We start from the raw sequence: 16,394 nt of genomic DNA, 5'->3' as shown, positions 1-16,394 counted from the left end.
GAAGGATAGAGGGTATGCAGCTTCGCACCGACCTCCGCAACGTCGCCATCATCGCTCACGTCGACCACGGCAAGACCACCCTGGTCGACGCCATGTTGCGGCAGGCCGGGGCGTACGGCGCCCGGGGCGAGAACACCGAGCGGGTCATGGACTCGGGTGACCTGGAGCGGGAAAAGGGCATCACGATCCTGGCCAAGAACACCGGCGTGCGTTACCTGCCGGCGGACGGCTCCGACCCGGTCACCATCAACATCATCGACACCCCCGGTCACGCCGACTTCGGTGGCGAGGTGGAGCGCGGCCTCACCATGGTCGACGGCGTGGTGCTGCTCGTCGACGCGAGCGAGGGCCCGCTGCCGCAGACCCGCTTCGTGCTCCGCAAGGCGCTGCGGGCCCGGATGCCGATCATCCTGGTGATCAACAAGGTGGACCGGCCGGACGCCCGGATCAAGGAGGTCGTGGACGACACCTACGAGCTCTTCCTCGACCTGGACGCCGACGAGGAGCAGATCGACTTCCCGATCGTCTACGCGTGCGCGCGCGACGGCATCGCCTCGCTGACCCAGCCCGCCGACGGCTCGGTGCCCGACGACAGCACCTCCCTGGAGCCGCTGTTCCGCACCCTGCTGGACACCATCCCGGCCCCCGCGTACGAGGACGGCGCCCCCCTTCAGGCCCACGTCACCAACCTGGACGCCTCGCCGTTCCTCGGCCGGCTGGCGCTGTGCCGCGTCCGCCAGGGCACCATCAGCAAGGGTCAGACGGTGGCCTGGTGCCGCACCGACGGCAGCACCCAGCGGGTCCGCATCTCCGAGATGCTGATGACCGAGGGTCTGGAGCGTAAGCCGGCCGAGACCGCCGGCCCGGGCGACATCATCGCGGTCGCCGGCATCTCGGACATCATGATCGGTGAGACCCTCGCGGACCCGGAGAACCCGGAGCCGCTGCCGCTGATCACCGTCGACGAGCCGGCCATCTCGATGACCATCGGCACCAACACCTCCCCGCTGGTCGGCCGGGTCAAGGGCTCCAAGGTCACCGCCCGGATGGTCAAGGACCGCCTCGACAAGGAGCTCATCGGCAACGTGTCGCTGCGGGTGCTGCCCACCGAGCGGCCGGACGCCTGGGAGGTGCAGGGCCGTGGCGAGCTGGCCCTGGCCATCCTGGTCGAGCAGATGCGCCGGGAGAGCTACGAGCTGACCGTCGGCAAGCCGCAGGTCGTCACGAAGGAGATCGACGGCAAGACCTGCGAGCCGGTCGAGCGCCTCACCATCGACGCCCCGGAGGAGTACCTGGGCGCGATCACCCAGCTCCTCGCCACCCGCAAGGGGCGGATGGAGCAGCTGGTCAACCACGGCACCGGCTGGATCCGGATGGAGTGGCTGGTCCCGGCGCGCGGCCTGATCGGCTTCCGCACCGAGTTCCTCACCGACACCCGGGGCACCGGCATCCTGCACCACGTCTTCGAGTCGTACGAGCCGTGGTTCGGTGAGCTGCGGACCCGCAACAACGGCTCGCTGGTCGCCGACCGGTCCGGTGCGGTCACCGCCTTCGCGATGATCAACCTTCAGGAGCGCGGTCAGCTCTTCGTCGAGCCGACCACCGAGGTGTACGAGGGCATGATCGTCGGGGAGAACTCCCGCTCCGACGACATGGACGTCAACATCACCAAGGAGAAGAAGCTCACCAACATGCGGGCGTCGACCTCCGACGAGACCGAGAAGCTGATCCCGCCGCGCAAGCTCTCGCTGGAGCAGGCACTGGAGTTCTGCCGCGAGGACGAGTGCGTCGAGGTCACCCCGACCGCGGTGCGCATCCGCAAGGTGGTGCTCGACCAGCAGCAGCGGGGCCGCGCCGCCGCCCGCCGCAAGCACGCCAACTGACCCACCGGCACCCGAGACCGGGCGCGTCGGCCGCTTGCGGCCGGCGCGCCCGTCCGTCTCCCCACCGGGTACGCGGGCCCCTCCGCCCCTTGATCCGCTACGGTCACCCGCATGACCTGGGATGATCTCGACGCCCACCTGGACCGGGTGCCCGGCACCGTCTCGGCGTACGTGGGCCGACTCGACGCGCCGCCGACCTGGACCCGCCACCCGGACGCCGCCCACTACGCCGCCAGCACCATGAAGGTGGCGGTGCTCGCCGCGCTGCACCGCGCCGCCGAGGCCGGCACACTGGACCTGGACGCCCCGGTCGCGGTGGTCAACGAGTTCGACTCCGCCCGACCCGGCGCGCCCCGGTTCTCCTGCGCCCAGCCCTACGACAACGACGACGCGGTCTGGGACCGGCTGGGCGCGACGGCCACCCTGCGCTGGTTGGCCGACCGGATGATCGTGCGGTCCAGCAACCTGGCCACCAACGTGGTCATCGGTCACGTGGGGCTTCCGGCGGTGGCCGACGTCTGGGCGTCGGCGGGCGCCCGCACCAGCGTCACCGGCCGGGGCATCGAGGACTTCGCGGCCCGCGAGGCCGGCATCACCAACACGGTCACCGCCGCCGACCTGGCCGCCCTGCTCGGCGCGCTCGCCTCCGGCGCGAACTCCCCCGGCCCGATCGCCTCGCCCGCCGCGTGCGCCGCCATGCTGGACGTCCTCTTCGCCCAGGAGCACCGCGAGGACCTGGCCGCCGGTCTGCCCGAGGGCACCCGCATCGCGCACAAGAACGGGTGGGTACGCGGAGTCCGGCACGGCGTCGGCGTGGTGCTGCCCGACGACGCCCCTGCGTACCTGATCGCCGTCTGCACCACCACCGACCCGGACGACGGGGTCGCCGACGACGCCTGCCTGCTGATCGCGGACGTCTCCGCGCGGGTCTGGGCCGCCCGCCACGACCTCTGACCCGAGCCGCTCACTCCAGCAGGTGCGCCCGCAGCGCCCCGATGTCGCCGTCGGTCAACCCCAGCCCGTCCCGCAGGTACGCGTCGAACGAGCCGTGCACCCGGCGCACCTCGTCGTATCCGGCGTCGAGGTACTCGGCGCGGACCTCCAGCACCGGAAGCACCGCGTTGACGTCCAGGTCGGGCTGCCGCCGTCGCATCGCCTCGACGATCACCGCGCGCAGGCTGTCGGTCAACTCGTTGTTGCGCAGGTAGTCGGCGCGGATCGCCGCCTCGTCCACCCCGAGCGCCGTCAACAGGATGACGGTGAGCCAGCCGGTGCGGTCCTTGCCGGCGGAGCAGTGGTAGACCAACGGCAGGTTCTCCGGCCGGCCGGCCAGCCGCACCGCCTCGGCGAAGCCGATCCGGGCCGACTCCCCGGTGACGAACCACCGGTAGATGGCCGCCATCGCGCCCGCCGTGCCCTGCCGGGCCAGCTCCGCGTACGCGTCCAGGTCGTGGCCGAGCAGCACCGCCGAGACGTACGTGAAGACCGGGTGCTCCGGGTCGTGCACCGGTAGGCACACCACCCGCGGCTCACCGGCGAGCCGGTCGGCCGGGGCGACCGCGATCTCCGAGTCGGCCCGGAGGTCGACCACGCACGCCGGCCCCAGCTTCGCCAGCACCGGCAGGTCGTCGTCGGTGAGCCGACCCAACGCGGGAGTACGGATCAGTTGCCCCACCCGGACCCGCCGCCCGCCCGCGCCGACGAGCCCGCCCAGCTCACGCGCGTTCGGTGCGCCCACCAACTCCCAGCCCTGCCCGGTCATCCGGTCTCCCCTCCCGCCGTGCGCCTCCGTATAGGGTGCCCGACATGACGATCTCGGAGGTACGCACCCACCGGGTTTCCGCCCCCTTACACACGCCGTTCGTCACCGCCCTGCGTCGTACCACCACAGTGGAGACCCTGGTCGTCGAGGTGGTCGACTCCGACGGCCGGTCCGGCTTCGGTGAGGCGCCCCAGGTGTGGCAGGTCACCGGCGCGTCGGTGGCGGGGGCGGGGGCCTGCGTCCACGAGTTGCTCGGCCCACAGTTGATCGGTCGTGATCCGGACGACCTGGTGACGCGTTGCGTCGAGGTGCAGCGCGCCGTGGTCGGCAACGAGGCGGCGAAGGCGGCGGTGGACGTGGCGCTGCACGACCTCGCCGCCCGGCGGCTGGGCGTACCCCTGGTGCGGTTGCTCGGGGGCACCACGCTGCGGGTGCCGACGGACGTGACGCTGGCGGCGGGCGACGCGGTGGACCTGGCGGCGGCGGCCCGGCAGCGGCAGGCCGACGGCTTCGGCGTGCTCAAGGTGAAGGTCGGCACCGACGCGAGCGGCGACCTGGACCGGGTGCGGGCCGTCCGCGCGGCCGTCGGGCCGGGGGTCCGGATCCGGCTGGACGCCAACCAGGGGTGGACGCCCCGGGAGGCGGTCCGGGTGATCCGGGGCATGGAGGACTCCGGGCTCGACGTGGAGTTGGTCGAGCAGCCGGTGGCCCGTTGGGACCTGGACGGGCTGGCCTGGGTCAGCGACCGGGTGTCCGTGCCGATCCTGGCCGACGAGGCGGTCTTCGGGGTCCGTGACCTGGTGGAGGTGATCCGCCGTCGGGCCGCCGACCTGGTCAACGTCAAGTTGGCCAAGTGTGGCGGGCTGCACCCGGCGCGTACCCTCCTCGACCTGGCCGGCGCCCACGGGCTCGGCACCGTGGTCGGCTCGATGATGGAGAGTCAGGTCGGCATCGGGGCGGCGGCGAGCCTGGTCGCCGCGTACGGCACCACGGCGGTTTCCGACCTGGACGCCGCCTGGTGGCTGGCGTGGTCGCCGGTGCAGGGAGGCATCCGGTACGACGGGTCGACAGTGGTGTTGCCGAATGCCCCTGGCCTGGGCATCTCTGGCCTTGCTGAAGCAAAGGTGCAGACGCGCGGTTGATGATCGTTGGTTTCTTTCATAGGGTCTCCCCTGGACAGCCGACACGATCTGGGGGTTGACGTGGAGCTGCAACCGGGCCGTGAGGCCGTCGTCCGGGTCGCGGTGGCAACGCTGTGGACCTCCCCCGAGGCGGTCCGCCCCGTCGACGGCCCGGCACTGACCGCCCGCGCCGACATCCTGGCCTGGGTCTCCGGGATGAACACCGACCAGCAGGTCGGCGACTGCGTACTGAGCCAACTTCTGCTCGGCGAGCGGGTCCTCGTCAGCGAACTCCGACCGGACGGCTGGGCACGGGTCGTCGCCGTCGAGCAGCCCGCCGCCAAGCTCGATCCGCGCGGCTACCCGGGATGGCTCCCCGTCGAGCAACTGACAGCCGTCGACCCGGCCGCCACCGGCACCGCACCACCGCTGGTGGTGGACACCACTGTCACCGGGCTGCACGCCGCGCCGGGCGGTCCGGTGGTGGTGCCCGGCATCGTCGTCGGCACCCGCCTCGTCCCCGCCGGCCCCGCACGCGACGACTGGCGGCCGGTACACGTGCCCGGCCAGGCCGAGCCGCTCTGGCTGCCCGACGACCACCTCGTCGCGACGCCCGCCGCCGCGCCGAACGCCCAGCAGGCGCTGGCGGTGGCGCAGCGGCTGCTGGACGTGATCTACATCTGGGGTGGCCTCTCGGCGCACGGCATCGACTGCTCCGGGCTGGTGCACCTGGCCTGGCGGCGGCTCGGGGTGCTGCTGCCCCGCGACGCCGACGACCAGGCCGCCGCCACCACGCCGCTGACGTTGGGCGCGGAACGCCCCGGCGACCTGTACTTCTTCGCCCGACCCGGCCGCAAGATCCACCACATCGGTATCGTCACCGCCCCACCCGGTGACGGCGGCGAGCGGCGGATGCTGCACGCCTGCTACCGCCGTCGGCGGGTCATCGAGGAACCGTTGCCGGCCGACCGGACGGCCACCCTGGTGGGCGCGCACCGGGTCTAGGGCGCGGAACGCGCCCTAGACCCGTGCTCGGTCAGCGGCGGGCGTCGACCAGCTCGCGGCGTCGGTCCCGGGAGGACTTGATCAGGCTGGCGGCGGTGGCGATGCCCAGGGTGCCGATGATGACCAGCAGCGACAGCCAGATCGGGATGTGCGGAGCCCAACCGACGTGCTCGCCACCGTTGATGAACGGCAGGTTGTTGTCGGCCAACGCCTCCAGCACCAGCTTGACGCCGATGAAGCCGAGCACCACGGCCAGGCCGTAGCTGAGGTAGATCAGCCGGTCGAGCAGGCCGCCGAGCAGGAAGTAGAGCTGCCGGAGGCCCATCAACGCGAAGACGTTGGCGGTGAAGACCAGGTACGGCTCCTGGGTGATGCCGAAGATCGCCGGGATCGAGTCCAGGGCGAAGATCAGGTCGGTGGTGCCGATCGCGATCATCACGATCAGCATCGGGGTGAACAGCCGCTTGCCGGCCTCGTGGGTGGTGAGCTTCGCGCCGTCGTAGTCCTTCGAGATCGGCAGCGCCTTGCGGCTCCACCGGATCAGCACGTTCTCGGAGAACTCGTCCTCGTCCGGCTCACCCTGCCGGGCCAGGTTCACCGCGGTGTAGATCAGGAACGCGCCGAAGATGTAGAAGACCCAGGAGAACTGCGTGATCAACGCGGCGCCGGCGGCGATGAACCCACCGCGCATCACCAGCGCCAGCACGATGCCGACGAGCAGCACCTTCTGCTGGTACTGCCGGGGCACCCCGAAGCGGGCCATGATGATCACGAAGACGAAGAGGTTGTCCACCGAGAGGCTGTACTCGGTGAGCCAACCGGTGTAGAACTGCCCGGCCGCGCTGGCCCCGGAGGTCAACCAGACACCGGCGCCGAAGAGCAGGGCGAGACCGACGTAGAAGGCGACCCAGAGGCTCGACTCCCGCACACTCGGCTCGTGCGGGCGCCGACCAATGATCAACAGGTCGACGAGCAGAACCGCAGTCAGTGCGACGAGCGTTCCCGCCCACACCAATCCGGACACGTCCAACGTTCATTCCTCCGGCAGACACGCGGCGTCGGGCACACCGTACGCCCCCGGAGGGGCCGGTGTGCCGCTGTCGCTCACTCTGGTGACTGTCGGAGGTCTCTTCCGCCGCCACCCGTTACCGGGAGGCGACCGACGGAGCCGGGTCGGGACGCCGAGGTTCCGACGATCGACCGTGCTGACGACTCCGTTGCGGGGGAATACTCCCCTCCTCGGTGACCATTGTTGCCCACCACCGCCCGTGATCACACCCCGGGCCGTCGGTGGCGCCGCACACGCCGCACACCCCCTTGAGTGTCCTAGGAGGCTAGGCCCTCAGGCCCTGTCGGGTGCGGCGATCGGGTCGGCGAGCGACCAGCCGGCGGCGAGCAGGTCGTCGCAGGCCCGCACCGCCCGTGCCAGCCGCTCGGCATGCGACCCGGACAGCTCCACCACCGGCACCCCGCACCCCGCCAGCTCGGTACGGAACCGCTCGGTCATCCAGGCCCGCAGATGCTCACCGTCGCGCAGCCCGTCGTCGGTGAAGGGCACCCCCTGGTGATCCGTGAGCAGATAGAGCGCCGGCCGGCGGGCCGCGGCCCGGACCTCCGGCGACGCGCTGCCCAGGTAACGCTCCTCCCACACCGCCGTGGCCCGCGCGTCGGTGTCACAGATCAGCAGCGGACCACTCGTGCGCGCCGCCGCGTCCTCGGCGGCCTGCTGCTCGCGGACCACGGTGCGAAAGTCGTCCCGGTCCCAGGTGACGTCGAAGACGCTCGCCTGCGGGACACGCTCCCGCAGCCGGGCCAGCTTGCGGGCGGTCAACTCCCGGCCGTACTCCGGGACCCAGGGCGTGCCGTAGTGCGCCGCGAGCGCCTCGGCCATCGTGGTGGTGCCCGTCGACTCGGCGCCGACCACCACCACCCGCCGGACGAACCAGGCACGCACCGGCGGGCTCAACCACCGCCAGTGCGCCGTCGGGTCCGCACGCACGGCCGTGCCGGACACCGGCACCGTCCGCCGATCCGGATCCACCGACACGGGTACGGCGTCGAAGCGCCGAGCCAACTCGACGCCGTACGCCTCGGAGGAGAACACCGCGTCCACCCGGCGCGAACCGACCGCCGCCCGGAACACCGCACAGTGCGCGTCCCAGACGGCCGGGTCGTCGTAGTCGACGGGATGGTCGTCGTACCGGCCGACGAAACGGACCCACGGCGTGTCCGCGTGCACCTCCCGCAACCAGTCCAGCCGCAGGGTGAGGGGAACGGACTCCCGGCGCGCGGGCGCCACCACCACGGTGACCTCCGCGCAGCGGGCGGCCGCCGCCTCGATCAGCGCGTGGTGCCCGGCGTGCGGCGGGTAGAACTTGCCCACCACCATCCCGTGCCCGAACTCCGGTGCCCGCTCGCTCATGCCGTCACTCCGCTGCGCTGCGTGCTACCGGCGCCGGGCCGGGCGGCACCGGGGTCGGCGGGTCGACCCGACGCAGGTCCGCCCGCCAGGCCCGCAACCCGAGCACGCACAGGGCGAGGAAGATCAGGTAGAGCACGGCGGTCAGGTGCAGTCCCTTGTACGCGTACAACGGGATGTAGATCAGGTCGGCGGCGATCCACAGCCACCAGCTCTCCACCCGCTTGCGGGTCTGCCCGTACGTCGCCAGCAGCGACAGCGCCGTGGTCAACGCGTCCGGCAACGGCACCGTGGAGTCGGTGGCCCGGTCCAGCAGGACCCACAGGCCGGCGGTGAGCAGCACACCGACCACGGCCAGCGCCAACCACTCCCGTCGCCCGGTACGACTCACCGTGAGCCGGCTCCGCCGCTCGCCACCGAACAACCAGTGCCACCAGCCGTAACAGCCGAGCGCGACGTACACGACCTGGAGCCCGGCGTCGGCGTACAGGCCGGCGGTCCAGAACAGCAGCATGAGCAGCAGCACGTTGGCGATGCCGATCGGCCAGTTCGCGATCTTCTGCCGGGCCACCAACCACACGTTGAGCACACCAGTGGCGAACCCCAACAGCTCCGCCCAGGTGGTGCCCGTACCGGCCACCTGGAACGCGGTGCCGGTGAGCCAATCGATGATCACTGTGCCACCCTAGGGGCACCCTCCCGGCTGGGACAGACCCCCGGGACACCATCGGCCCCGCCCGTCGTGGGAGGCTTTGCGGCATGGTGCTCGAAGTCGCGCTGATCGACGTACTACCCGGACACGAGGACGCGTTCGCCGCCGCGTACGCCGAGGGTCACCCGGTGCTCGCCGGGGCGACCGGCTGCCGCTCGGTGCGGATGACGCGGGGCATCGAATCCCCCACCCGCTTCGTGCTGCTCGTCGAATGGGACTCGGTCGAGGCCCACGAGGACAACTTCCGCGCCACCGATCGCTTCGAGCGGTGGCGCGCGTTGATCGGCCCGCACTTCGCCGGGCCGCCCGTGGTCGAACACTTCCTCGACGTACCGGCCCTCGACGCACCGGCCTGAGCGCCGCCGTCGTACACCCGCGGGCGCTGTCGTACCCCGCGGTTATCGTGCCCGCGCACGCGCCGGCCGCCGGTCCCGACGGGCTCGGGGGCGCCGGGCCCGGTGGCCGCGCGGCACCACGACTCCTACTCGCCGACGCGGCGGGCCAGCGCGGTGACGGTCTCCTCCGGTGACAACGCCGCCCCCAGCAGCGCCTCGGTCATCCGTTGGTAACGGTCGACGTCGAGCACGGTGGCCAACCGCACGTCGGTGGTCAACGCTTCCAGCATCACCGTCCGCGGGTCCGCCGGGTCGGGAAAGGCATAGCAGGAGTACGGCGTGAGTGGGTGCAGCCCGCCGCCGGCCACCCCGCGTGGCAGCAGCCGCACCGTGACGTGCGACAGCCCGGTCACGGCCACCAGGTGCCGCAGCTGTTCACGCCAGACCGCCTCCGGCAGGTCACCCGGGTCGCAGACCGCCTCGGCGAGCACCGCCGTGTAGCGCGGCGGGTAGGCCCGCCGCAACACCTCCTGCCGCAGCGCACGGGCACGCACCTCGGCCTCCACGTCCACCTCGGGCGTGAGTCGCGCGCCGGCCGTGACCAGCACCCTGGCGTACGCGGGCGTCTGGAGCAGCCCCGGCACGACCGACGGCTGGTACTCGACGATGTCCGCCGCGCCCGCCTCCAACTCGGCGTAGGTGCGTTGCCGTTCGCTCATCTCGCCCAGCGTCTTCCACCAGCCGCGGCTGGTCGCCGCGTCCCGGGCGATCACGATCAGCGCTTCGCGGGCGGGTGAGGGCACCTTGTAGACGTCCAGCAGATCCAGCACATCGGCGAGGTCAGGACGGCTCTGACCCAACTCGATGCGGGACAACTTCGACGTCGAGGCCCACCCCAGCCGGTCGCAGACCTGCTCCAGGGTCAGCGCCTCGCGCCGGCGTAGCTGGCGCAACTCTGCGCCCAGACGTGCTCGTCGAATGACAGGACTTGTTGGTAGCGGCATCCCGGCCTCCCCACCGAGGGAGAGTACGCAGGACGATCACCCAGTGCAATAGTTTGCTCGCACACCGCAATCAGGGCATTCGGTCGCGTCGCCGATTCCGAGGGCCAGAAGTGCTGTTACCACCGCCCCGCGCCGAGTCCTCGGCGCAGGGCGAGCGAGCGCAGGGCGAGCGTTTCTCAGGCGGCAGAGGCCGTGTGGGGCCTGCGGCCCGACGGGACAGACCGGTTCGGCGCGAACCCGGTGTGTCGTCCCAGCCCGACCTCGCAACCCCGAACCATGGCAGGCCGAGGAGGCATTGCCACCGGCGGTCGCTATGGAGCTGATATCGCTAACGATTCAGCCGTCAGCGAGGCCGGTCGAGGAACCGCCGGACGAACGGGCCGCAGGGTGGCTGCCGGGCATGGCTGGCACGCGGCCGTGATGCCACAAACGATTCAACTCCAAAGGACCCCACCACCGACTCACCTCCGCTCGCCGCGACCGCCACTCCCCAGGCCCCACCACCGACCCACCTCCGAACCCAGCGACCGCCACCCCCCAAGCCCCACCACCGACCCACCAGCGACGCACCTCCGACCCCCGTCATCGACACCTACGGCCCCCGCCGGCTGGGCAGGGGCCGTATCGGCACGTTCGGGACGCACGCCAGCACGGTTCGGCCGGGTTGCGGCAGGTGGGCACGGCACTCGCGCCGGTACCGGATCAGGGGCGGTAGGCGCCGAAGGACCAGACGGTGGGAGCCAGGTCACGGGCGGACATCGGGCCGCCCGTGAGGATCTCGCCGTCCGTCACGTCACGCCGGCAGCGTCCATACCGCGGAGCTCCTTCTTCAGGTCGGAGACCTCGTCGCGGATCCGAGCCGCCAGCTCGAACTGCAGTTCGCGGGCGGCGGCCAGCATCTGGTCGTTGAGCTCCTGGATCAGCTGCGCCAGGTCGGCGCGGGCCATCCCCTCCCGCGAGGTGGTGGCAGCCGCGGACCGGCTCCTGCTGCGGGTCTCCTTGACCGGCGCCTTGCCCCGGGAGAGCTGACGCACGGCGCCGCCGACCCGGGAGTTCTCGGTGTCCTCCGCCTCGCGGTAGATGTCGTCCAGGATGTCGTGGATCTTCTTGCGCAACGGCTCCGGGCTGATCCCGTGCGCCTCGTTGTGCGCGATCTGCTTGGCCCGACGCCGATCGGTCTCGTCGATCGCCGCCGCCATCGACGGAGTGATCTTGTCGGCGTACATGTGCACCTGACCGGAGACGTTACGAGCGGCCCGCCCGATGGTCTGGATCAGCGAACGGCCGCTGCGCAGGAAGCCCTCCTTGTCGGCGTCGAGGATCGCCACCAGCGACACCTCGGGCAGGTCCAGACCTTCACGGAGCAGGTTGATGCCCACCAGCACGTCGTAGTCGCCCTTGCGCAGCTCGCGCAGCAACTCCACCCGGCGCAGCGTGTCGACCTCCGAGTGCAGGTAACGCACCCGGATGCCGTTCTCCAGGAGGTAGTCGGACAGGTCCTCGGCCATCTTCTTGGTCAACGTGGTGACCAGCACCCGCTCGTCGCGGTCGGTCCGCAGCTTGATCTCGTGCATGAGGTCGTCGATCTGGCCCTTGGTCGGCTTGATCACGACCTGCGGGTCGACCAGGCCGGTGGGCCGGATGACCTGCTCGACGAACTCGCCCTGCGCCTGCTCCATCTCCCAGGTGCCGGGAGTCGCGGAGAGGAAGACCATCTGACCGACCCGCTCCAGGAACTCGTCGAAGCGCAGCGGCCGGTTGTCGGCCGCGCTGGGCAGCCGGAAGCCGTGATCGATGAGCATCCGCTTGCGGGACGCGTCGCCCTCGTACATGCCGCCGATCTGCGGGATGGTCACGTGCGACTCGTCGACCACGGTGAGGAAGTCGTCGGGGAAGTAGTCGAGCAGGCAGTGCGGCGGGCTGCCGGGCAGCCGCCCGTCCATGTGCATCGAGTAGTTCTCGATGCCGGAGCAGAAGCCCACCTGCCGCATCATCTCGATGTCGTAGGTGGTGCGCATCCGCAACCGCTGCGCCTCCAGCAGCTTGCCCTGCCGCTCCAGCTCGGCGAGGCGCTCGGCCAGCTCCACCTCGATGTCGCGGATCGCCCGCTCCATCCGCTCCGGGCCGGCCGCGTAGTGCGTCGCCGGGAAGATCACCAGCTGGTCGACCTCGCGGACCACGTCACCGGTCAACGGGTTGAGGTAGTAGAGCTTCTCCACCTCGTCACCGAACAGCTCGACACGGACGGCCAACTCCTCGTACGCCGGAATGATCTCCAGGGTGTCGCCGCGGACCCGGAAGGTGCCCCGCTGGAAGGCCATGTCGTTGCGGGTGTACTGGATGTCGACCAGCCGACGCAGCAGCTGGTCGCGGTCGAGCTCCTGGCCGACCTGCACCTTCACCGCCCGGTCGAGGTATTCCTCCGGGGTGCCCAGACCGTAGATCGCCGAGACGGTCGCCACCACGATCACGTCGCGGCGGGTGAGCAGCGACATCGTGGCCGAGTGCCGCAGTCGCTCGACCTCCTCGTTGATCGAGGAGTCCTTCTCGATGTAGGTGTCGGTCTGCGGGATGTACGCCTCGGGCTGGTAGTAGTCGTAGTACGAGACGAAGTATTCGACAGCGTTGTGCGGCAGCAGCTCGCTGAACTCCTTGGCCAGCTGCGCGGCGAGCGTCTTGTTGGGGGCGAGCACCAGGGTCGGGCGCTGGAGACGCTCGACCAGCCACGCCGTGGTGGCGCTCTTGCCGGTGCCGGTCGCGCCGAGCAACACGGTGTTACGGTCGCCGCGCCGGACCCGACGCGCAAGCTCGTCGATGGCGGCCGGCTGGTCGCCGGCCGGCTGGAACTCACTGACGACCTGGAAGCGGCTGTCCAGCCGGGGAATGTCGAGCGCCATACCGTCAACGGTACGCCGGAGGTCCGACAGGAACGGCCGTCACGCCAGGTACGTGATCGGCTTCAATATTCCCATTGTGTGGCCCATGTCACCGGGACTACCCTCTTCGTGTAGGCCGCTCGCGGCGGCCGACCGGGCAGGTGGCCAGGCCGTCATCACGGCCGGCCGTCCCCGGCACTGCGGTCGCAGCACCCGGCTCGTCCGGCGTGCGCACCGGTGTGGTCGCGCTCACCGCGCAGACCGGCCGCCGCGAGCGCCCCTGCTCGTCACCCCCGCGCCTCCCCGCCCGTTTCATCTCCGTGGACACCTCTCCGACCCCGGCTCCCGACACCACCACACGCGCCGGCCGCAGGGCCGATGACAGACGGCGGGCTTCCACCGCGGGCAGCACCGACACCGGGGACGCGGGGAGTCCCTCCGACGCCGCTGTGCGGCCCACCACCAGCCGACCCGCCACCGCCCGGACCGGCAGCGGGCGGCCCGCCGGCAAGCGCCGACCCGTCACCGGGCGACGTCTCGACAGGGCCGGACCGACCACCCGCGCCGACGACACCTCCGCACCTGCCGCCGAGCCGACGGACGGCCGCACCCCGGTCAACCGCCGTCGGCGTACCGTGCTGCTGTTGCTCGCGTTGACCGCTGTGACGTCCGCGGCGGCGTTGGTGCTCGGGCTGTTGAGTTGGGCGCCCGACCCACCCGAGCCGTCCCGGCCGCTGACCCTCGCCGAGGGCGAGCGGCTGGCCGCCGTACGGGTCACCAACCTGCGGGACCTGCGCTCCGGGGTCCGGGTCACCGCCGGCGTCGACGCCGCCCGGATCGAACTGGTGGGCTGGGTGGACTGGTCGCGGTCCCTGCTCTACCTCGACGTGGGTGGGCCGGGCGCGGGCGCCGAACGAGGGCTGGTGCAGAGGGTCGGCGCGGTCCTGGTGGTCCGACCCGACCCCGCGGCCGTACCCACTCCCGCCGCACCACCGCTGGTGCCCCCCACGGACCGTTGGCGGTTGCACCGCCTCGCACCTGGGACGAGCCTGGCGCCGGTGCTCGACCTGCTCCTCGGCCTCGCCGCCGACCGTCCGGACGCGACACGGGCGGCACCCGACAGTGGTGCTCGCTGGATCGCCCGGGACACCGTGGCCGCCGGGCCGGTGGACGTCCTCCAGGCGCCGTTGCCCGGAACACCAGCGCCTCGTGCGACACCCGGTGGCACCTCCGGCTCGGCGAGCGCCGAGCCGGACGGCCAGGCCCGGTTCTGGCTCGACCAGGACGCCCGCCTGCACAAACTGGTGACGCGGCTGCCCGGCGTCGGCCCGGTCACCGTGGTCCTCAACCGGACGGACCGGCCGACGTTGCACCCGGTGGACGCCCTCGGTGGCCGGCCCGGCCTGCCCCGCGCGCTGACCGACGCCGAACGGCGTCGACTGGACCAGCTACCGGCCCGGTTGCGGGCGAAGAGCGGTGCCACGCTGACGCTGACCGCACCCGTCGGCACGGACACGAACCTGCGGGCCGCCGGCTGGTTGAACTGGACCACACGTACCGCGTACCTCGCGGTTGCCGACCTGGGAGTGCCGGACCGCCGGACCCTGCTGCGGCGCGACACCACCGGCCTGGCCCGGGCGGACCTGCCCGCCGGCGCCGCCGGTGGCGGCACCGCGGAACAGCCCGAACGGCCGCCGCTGCCACCCCCGGCCGGGCCGTGGCGCGTCTCCCGCGCCGGCGGCGACGCGGTGAGCGTGCTGGTGGACGCGGCCGTGGCCGCCGGGTCGGTCGGGCCACGGGGTACGGCCGTGCGGGTACGCGAGGACGTCGCCGACGGACAGACCGTGGACGTCGTCGAGGTCGGCTCGGCCGGCACGCGGCTGCGCTACTGGATCGACCGCGACGGGTGGCTACACCGGCTGGAACTGCACACCGACGCCGACGCGTGGGCTCACCTGGATCTCCGTCCCACAGTGGTGCCCCGGCTCGCCCCGATCCCCCGGCCCGCCGCCCCTCGACCCCACCCTGCCCGCTGACCGGTGTCGCTCAGGGTCGCCAGCCGGTCTGCTCGGCCCACTGCTCAGCCCGCAGGTACTCCTCGTCGAACCACGGATCGCTGGCCGTACCCGATTCGCCGACCTCCGGTGCCGCGTCGGCGAGGTCCCGCTTGAGCAGCAGGTACGCGGACCGCTGATCCGGGTCGGCACGCAGGTGGTCGCGCATCATCAAGGCGTACCGCCAGCCCGGCGAGTCGGCCACCCGCACGTGCAGGCGAACCGGGCGGGCCGGGTCGGCGCTACCGTGCAACCGCTTCTGCCAGCGATCGCTGCCAGCCGGACGCGGGTCGTCCCACCACTGCCCCGGCACCCGGGGGAATCCGGCGTTCGCCAGTCGGTCGGCCAGCGCACCATCGGCGTCGGCGAGGCTGGACACGGCCACCTGCACGTCGATGACGTCCTGGGCGGCGAGGCCGGGCACCGCCGTCGAACCGATGTGGTCGATCCGCAGGGCGTGCGAGCCCAGCGCGTGTCGGATCCGGGCGGCCAGCCGCGCGTACTGCGCCGGCCACGTCTCGTCGGCGCCGACCCGGTCGCTCCGACCCGGTGGGACCACCCGCCGCTCGCGCAGATTGTCCTCGTAGGGCGACAACCGCCGCACCCAGAGCGCGTCGACGGCGTCGTGCAGGTCCGCCAGGCTGCCGTCGTTGGTCAGCACCACGTCCGCGGCGGCCCGCCGGCGGGCGTCGTCGGCCTGGGCGGCGATCCGCCGCTCGGCGTCCGCGCGGCTCATCCCCCGGGCCCGCGCCAGCCGTTCCAGTCGGGTCGGCACGGCCGTCTGCACCACGATCACCAGGTGGTACGTGGGCGCGAGCCCCACCTCGACCAGCAGCGGTACGTCGTTGACGACGATCGAGTCGGGTGCCGCGGCGGCGGTCAGCTCAGCGGTACGGGCCCGAACCCGAGGGTGGGTGATCGACTCGAGTCGACGGCGCGCCGCCTCGTCGGCGAACACCAGTGCGCCGAGTGCGGCACGGTCCAACGCGCCGTCGGCGTCCAGCACCCTGTCGGAGAAGGCGGCGACGATCTCGGCCAGCCCGTCCGTGCCCGGTGCCACGACCTCCCGCGCCACCTGGTCGGCGTCGATGAGCACCGCGCCCCGCTCGACCAGCCGCGCCGCCACCGCGCTCTTGCCCGACCCGATACCGCCGGTCAATCCCACTCTCAACACCCGACCAGTCAACCGGATGCCCGAGCCCACCACCAAACCCGCTCAGCAG

Annotated in this window: 13 protein-coding genes; 6 read left to right on the top strand and 7 right to left on the bottom strand. The window is 71.9% G+C overall.

What is annotated here, in order from left to right; translation table 11 throughout:
• Positions 1 to 14: 14 nt before the first annotated feature.
• Positions 15 to 1,883 (top strand): translational GTPase TypA, encoded by a 1,869-nt coding sequence (typA, locus tag GA0070612_RS15405; protein WP_088988523.1) that lies wholly within the window; start codon positions 15 to 17, stop codon positions 1,881 to 1,883.
• A gap of 111 nt (positions 1,884 to 1,994) precedes the next feature.
• Positions 1,995 to 2,837: a serine hydrolase gene (locus tag GA0070612_RS15400; RefSeq protein ID WP_088988522.1), complete on the top strand. Its 843-nt coding sequence runs from the start codon at positions 1,995 to 1,997 to the stop codon at positions 2,835 to 2,837.
• A gap of 10 nt (positions 2,838 to 2,847) precedes the next feature.
• Here the strand turns inward: GA0070612_RS15400 and GA0070612_RS15395 are convergent, their stop codons facing one another.
• Positions 2,848 to 3,645: a tyrosine-protein phosphatase gene (locus GA0070612_RS15395; protein ID WP_088988521.1), complete on the bottom strand. Its 798-nt coding sequence runs from the start codon at positions 3,643 to 3,645 to the stop codon at positions 2,848 to 2,850.
• A gap of 44 nt (positions 3,646 to 3,689) precedes the next feature.
• Between GA0070612_RS15395 and GA0070612_RS15390 the strand changes: the two genes are divergently transcribed.
• Positions 3,690 to 4,787 (top strand): mandelate racemase/muconate lactonizing enzyme family protein, encoded by a 1,098-nt coding sequence (locus GA0070612_RS15390; protein ID WP_088988520.1) that lies wholly within the window; start codon positions 3,690 to 3,692, stop codon positions 4,785 to 4,787.
• Between the two features lie 60 nt (positions 4,788 to 4,847).
• Positions 4,848 to 5,771 (top strand): C40 family peptidase, encoded by a 924-nt coding sequence (locus tag GA0070612_RS15385; protein WP_088988519.1) that lies wholly within the window; start codon positions 4,848 to 4,850, stop codon positions 5,769 to 5,771.
• Between the two features lie 31 nt (positions 5,772 to 5,802).
• Here the strand turns inward: GA0070612_RS15385 and GA0070612_RS15380 are convergent, their stop codons facing one another.
• The 3 genes from GA0070612_RS15380 to pnuC all read right to left on the bottom strand — a co-directional run bounded on the left by GA0070612_RS15380 (position 5,803) and on the right by pnuC (position 8,866).
• Complete coding sequence (locus tag GA0070612_RS15380; RefSeq protein WP_088988518.1) at positions 5,803 to 6,801, bottom strand: TerC family protein; 999 nt, start codon at positions 6,799 to 6,801, stop codon at positions 5,803 to 5,805.
• 312 nt (positions 6,802 to 7,113) lie between these two features.
• Positions 7,114 to 8,193: an AAA family ATPase gene (locus tag GA0070612_RS15375; protein WP_167393631.1), complete on the bottom strand. Its 1,080-nt coding sequence runs from the start codon at positions 8,191 to 8,193 to the stop codon at positions 7,114 to 7,116.
• Positions 8,194 to 8,197: 4 nt separating this feature from the next.
• Positions 8,198 to 8,866: a nicotinamide riboside transporter PnuC gene (pnuC, locus tag GA0070612_RS15370; RefSeq protein WP_088988517.1), complete on the bottom strand. Its 669-nt coding sequence runs from the start codon at positions 8,864 to 8,866 to the stop codon at positions 8,198 to 8,200.
• Positions 8,867 to 8,949: 83 nt separating this feature from the next.
• On the opposite strand from pnuC, the gene GA0070612_RS15365 reads away from it, so the two are divergent.
• Positions 8,950 to 9,258 carry an antibiotic biosynthesis monooxygenase family protein gene (locus tag GA0070612_RS15365; protein WP_088988516.1) on the top strand — a complete coding sequence of 103 codons (309 nt, stop codon included), beginning with the start codon at positions 8,950 to 8,952 and terminating at the stop codon, positions 9,256 to 9,258.
• A gap of 125 nt (positions 9,259 to 9,383) precedes the next feature.
• Here the strand turns inward: GA0070612_RS15365 and GA0070612_RS15360 are convergent, their stop codons facing one another.
• Both GA0070612_RS15360 and uvrB read right to left on the bottom strand, forming a co-directional pair.
• The gene (locus tag GA0070612_RS15360; RefSeq protein WP_088988515.1) at positions 9,384 to 10,241 is read right to left on the bottom strand and encodes a helix-turn-helix domain-containing protein; all 858 of its coding nucleotides are present in this window, start codon (positions 10,239 to 10,241) and stop codon (positions 9,384 to 9,386) included.
• A gap of 788 nt (positions 10,242 to 11,029) precedes the next feature.
• The gene (gene uvrB / locus GA0070612_RS15355; RefSeq protein ID WP_088988514.1) at positions 11,030 to 13,138 is read right to left on the bottom strand and encodes an excinuclease ABC subunit UvrB; all 2,109 of its coding nucleotides are present in this window, start codon (positions 13,136 to 13,138) and stop codon (positions 11,030 to 11,032) included.
• A 428-nt stretch (positions 13,139 to 13,566) separates the two neighbouring features.
• Here uvrB and GA0070612_RS15350 point away from each other — a divergent pair, with 428 nt between their 5' ends.
• On the top strand, positions 13,567 to 15,153 hold the full coding sequence (locus tag GA0070612_RS15350; RefSeq protein ID WP_157742484.1) for a hypothetical protein: 1,587 nt from the start codon (positions 13,567 to 13,569) through the stop codon (positions 15,151 to 15,153).
• Positions 15,154 to 15,163: 10 nt separating this feature from the next.
• Here the strand turns inward: GA0070612_RS15350 and coaE are convergent, their stop codons facing one another.
• Positions 15,164 to 16,345, bottom strand: coding sequence for a dephospho-CoA kinase (gene coaE, locus GA0070612_RS15345; RefSeq protein ID WP_088988513.1), 1,182 nt, complete (start codon positions 16,343 to 16,345; stop codon positions 15,164 to 15,166).
• Positions 16,346 to 16,394: the final 49 nt, after the last annotated feature.

Source organism: Micromonospora chokoriensis (genome assembly GCF_900091505.1).
GTDB classification, from domain to species: Bacteria; Actinomycetota; Actinomycetes; order Mycobacteriales; family Micromonosporaceae; genus Micromonospora; species Micromonospora chokoriensis.
The sequence above is the reverse complement of the archived record's forward strand: the minus strand, read 5'-3'. Positions and strand labels throughout refer to the sequence as shown.

Bases quoted from the DNA above. Each gene is read 5' to 3' on its own strand.
- typA (WP_088988523.1), top strand. From the start codon at position 15: ATGCAGCTTCGCACCGACCTCCGCAACGTCGCCATCATCGCTCACGTC.
- GA0070612_RS15400 (WP_088988522.1), top strand. From the start codon at position 1,995: ATGACCTGGGATGATCTCGACGCCCACCTGGACCGGGTGCCCGGCACC.
- GA0070612_RS15395 (WP_088988521.1), bottom strand. From the start codon at position 3,645: ATGACCGGGCAGGGCTGGGAGTTGGTGGGCGCACCGAACGCGCGTGAG.
- GA0070612_RS15390 (WP_088988520.1), top strand. From the start codon at position 3,690: ATGACGATCTCGGAGGTACGCACCCACCGGGTTTCCGCCCCCTTACAC.
- GA0070612_RS15375 (WP_167393631.1), bottom strand. From the start codon at position 8,193: ATGAGCGAGCGGGCACCGGAGTTCGGGCACGGGATGGTGGTGGGCAAG.
- GA0070612_RS15365 (WP_088988516.1), top strand. From the start codon at position 8,950: ATGGTGCTCGAAGTCGCGCTGATCGACGTACTACCCGGACACGAGGAC.
- GA0070612_RS15360 (WP_088988515.1), bottom strand. From the start codon at position 10,241: ATGCCGCTACCAACAAGTCCTGTCATTCGACGAGCACGTCTGGGCGCA.
- uvrB (WP_088988514.1), bottom strand. From the start codon at position 13,138: ATGGCGCTCGACATTCCCCGGCTGGACAGCCGCTTCCAGGTCGTCAGT.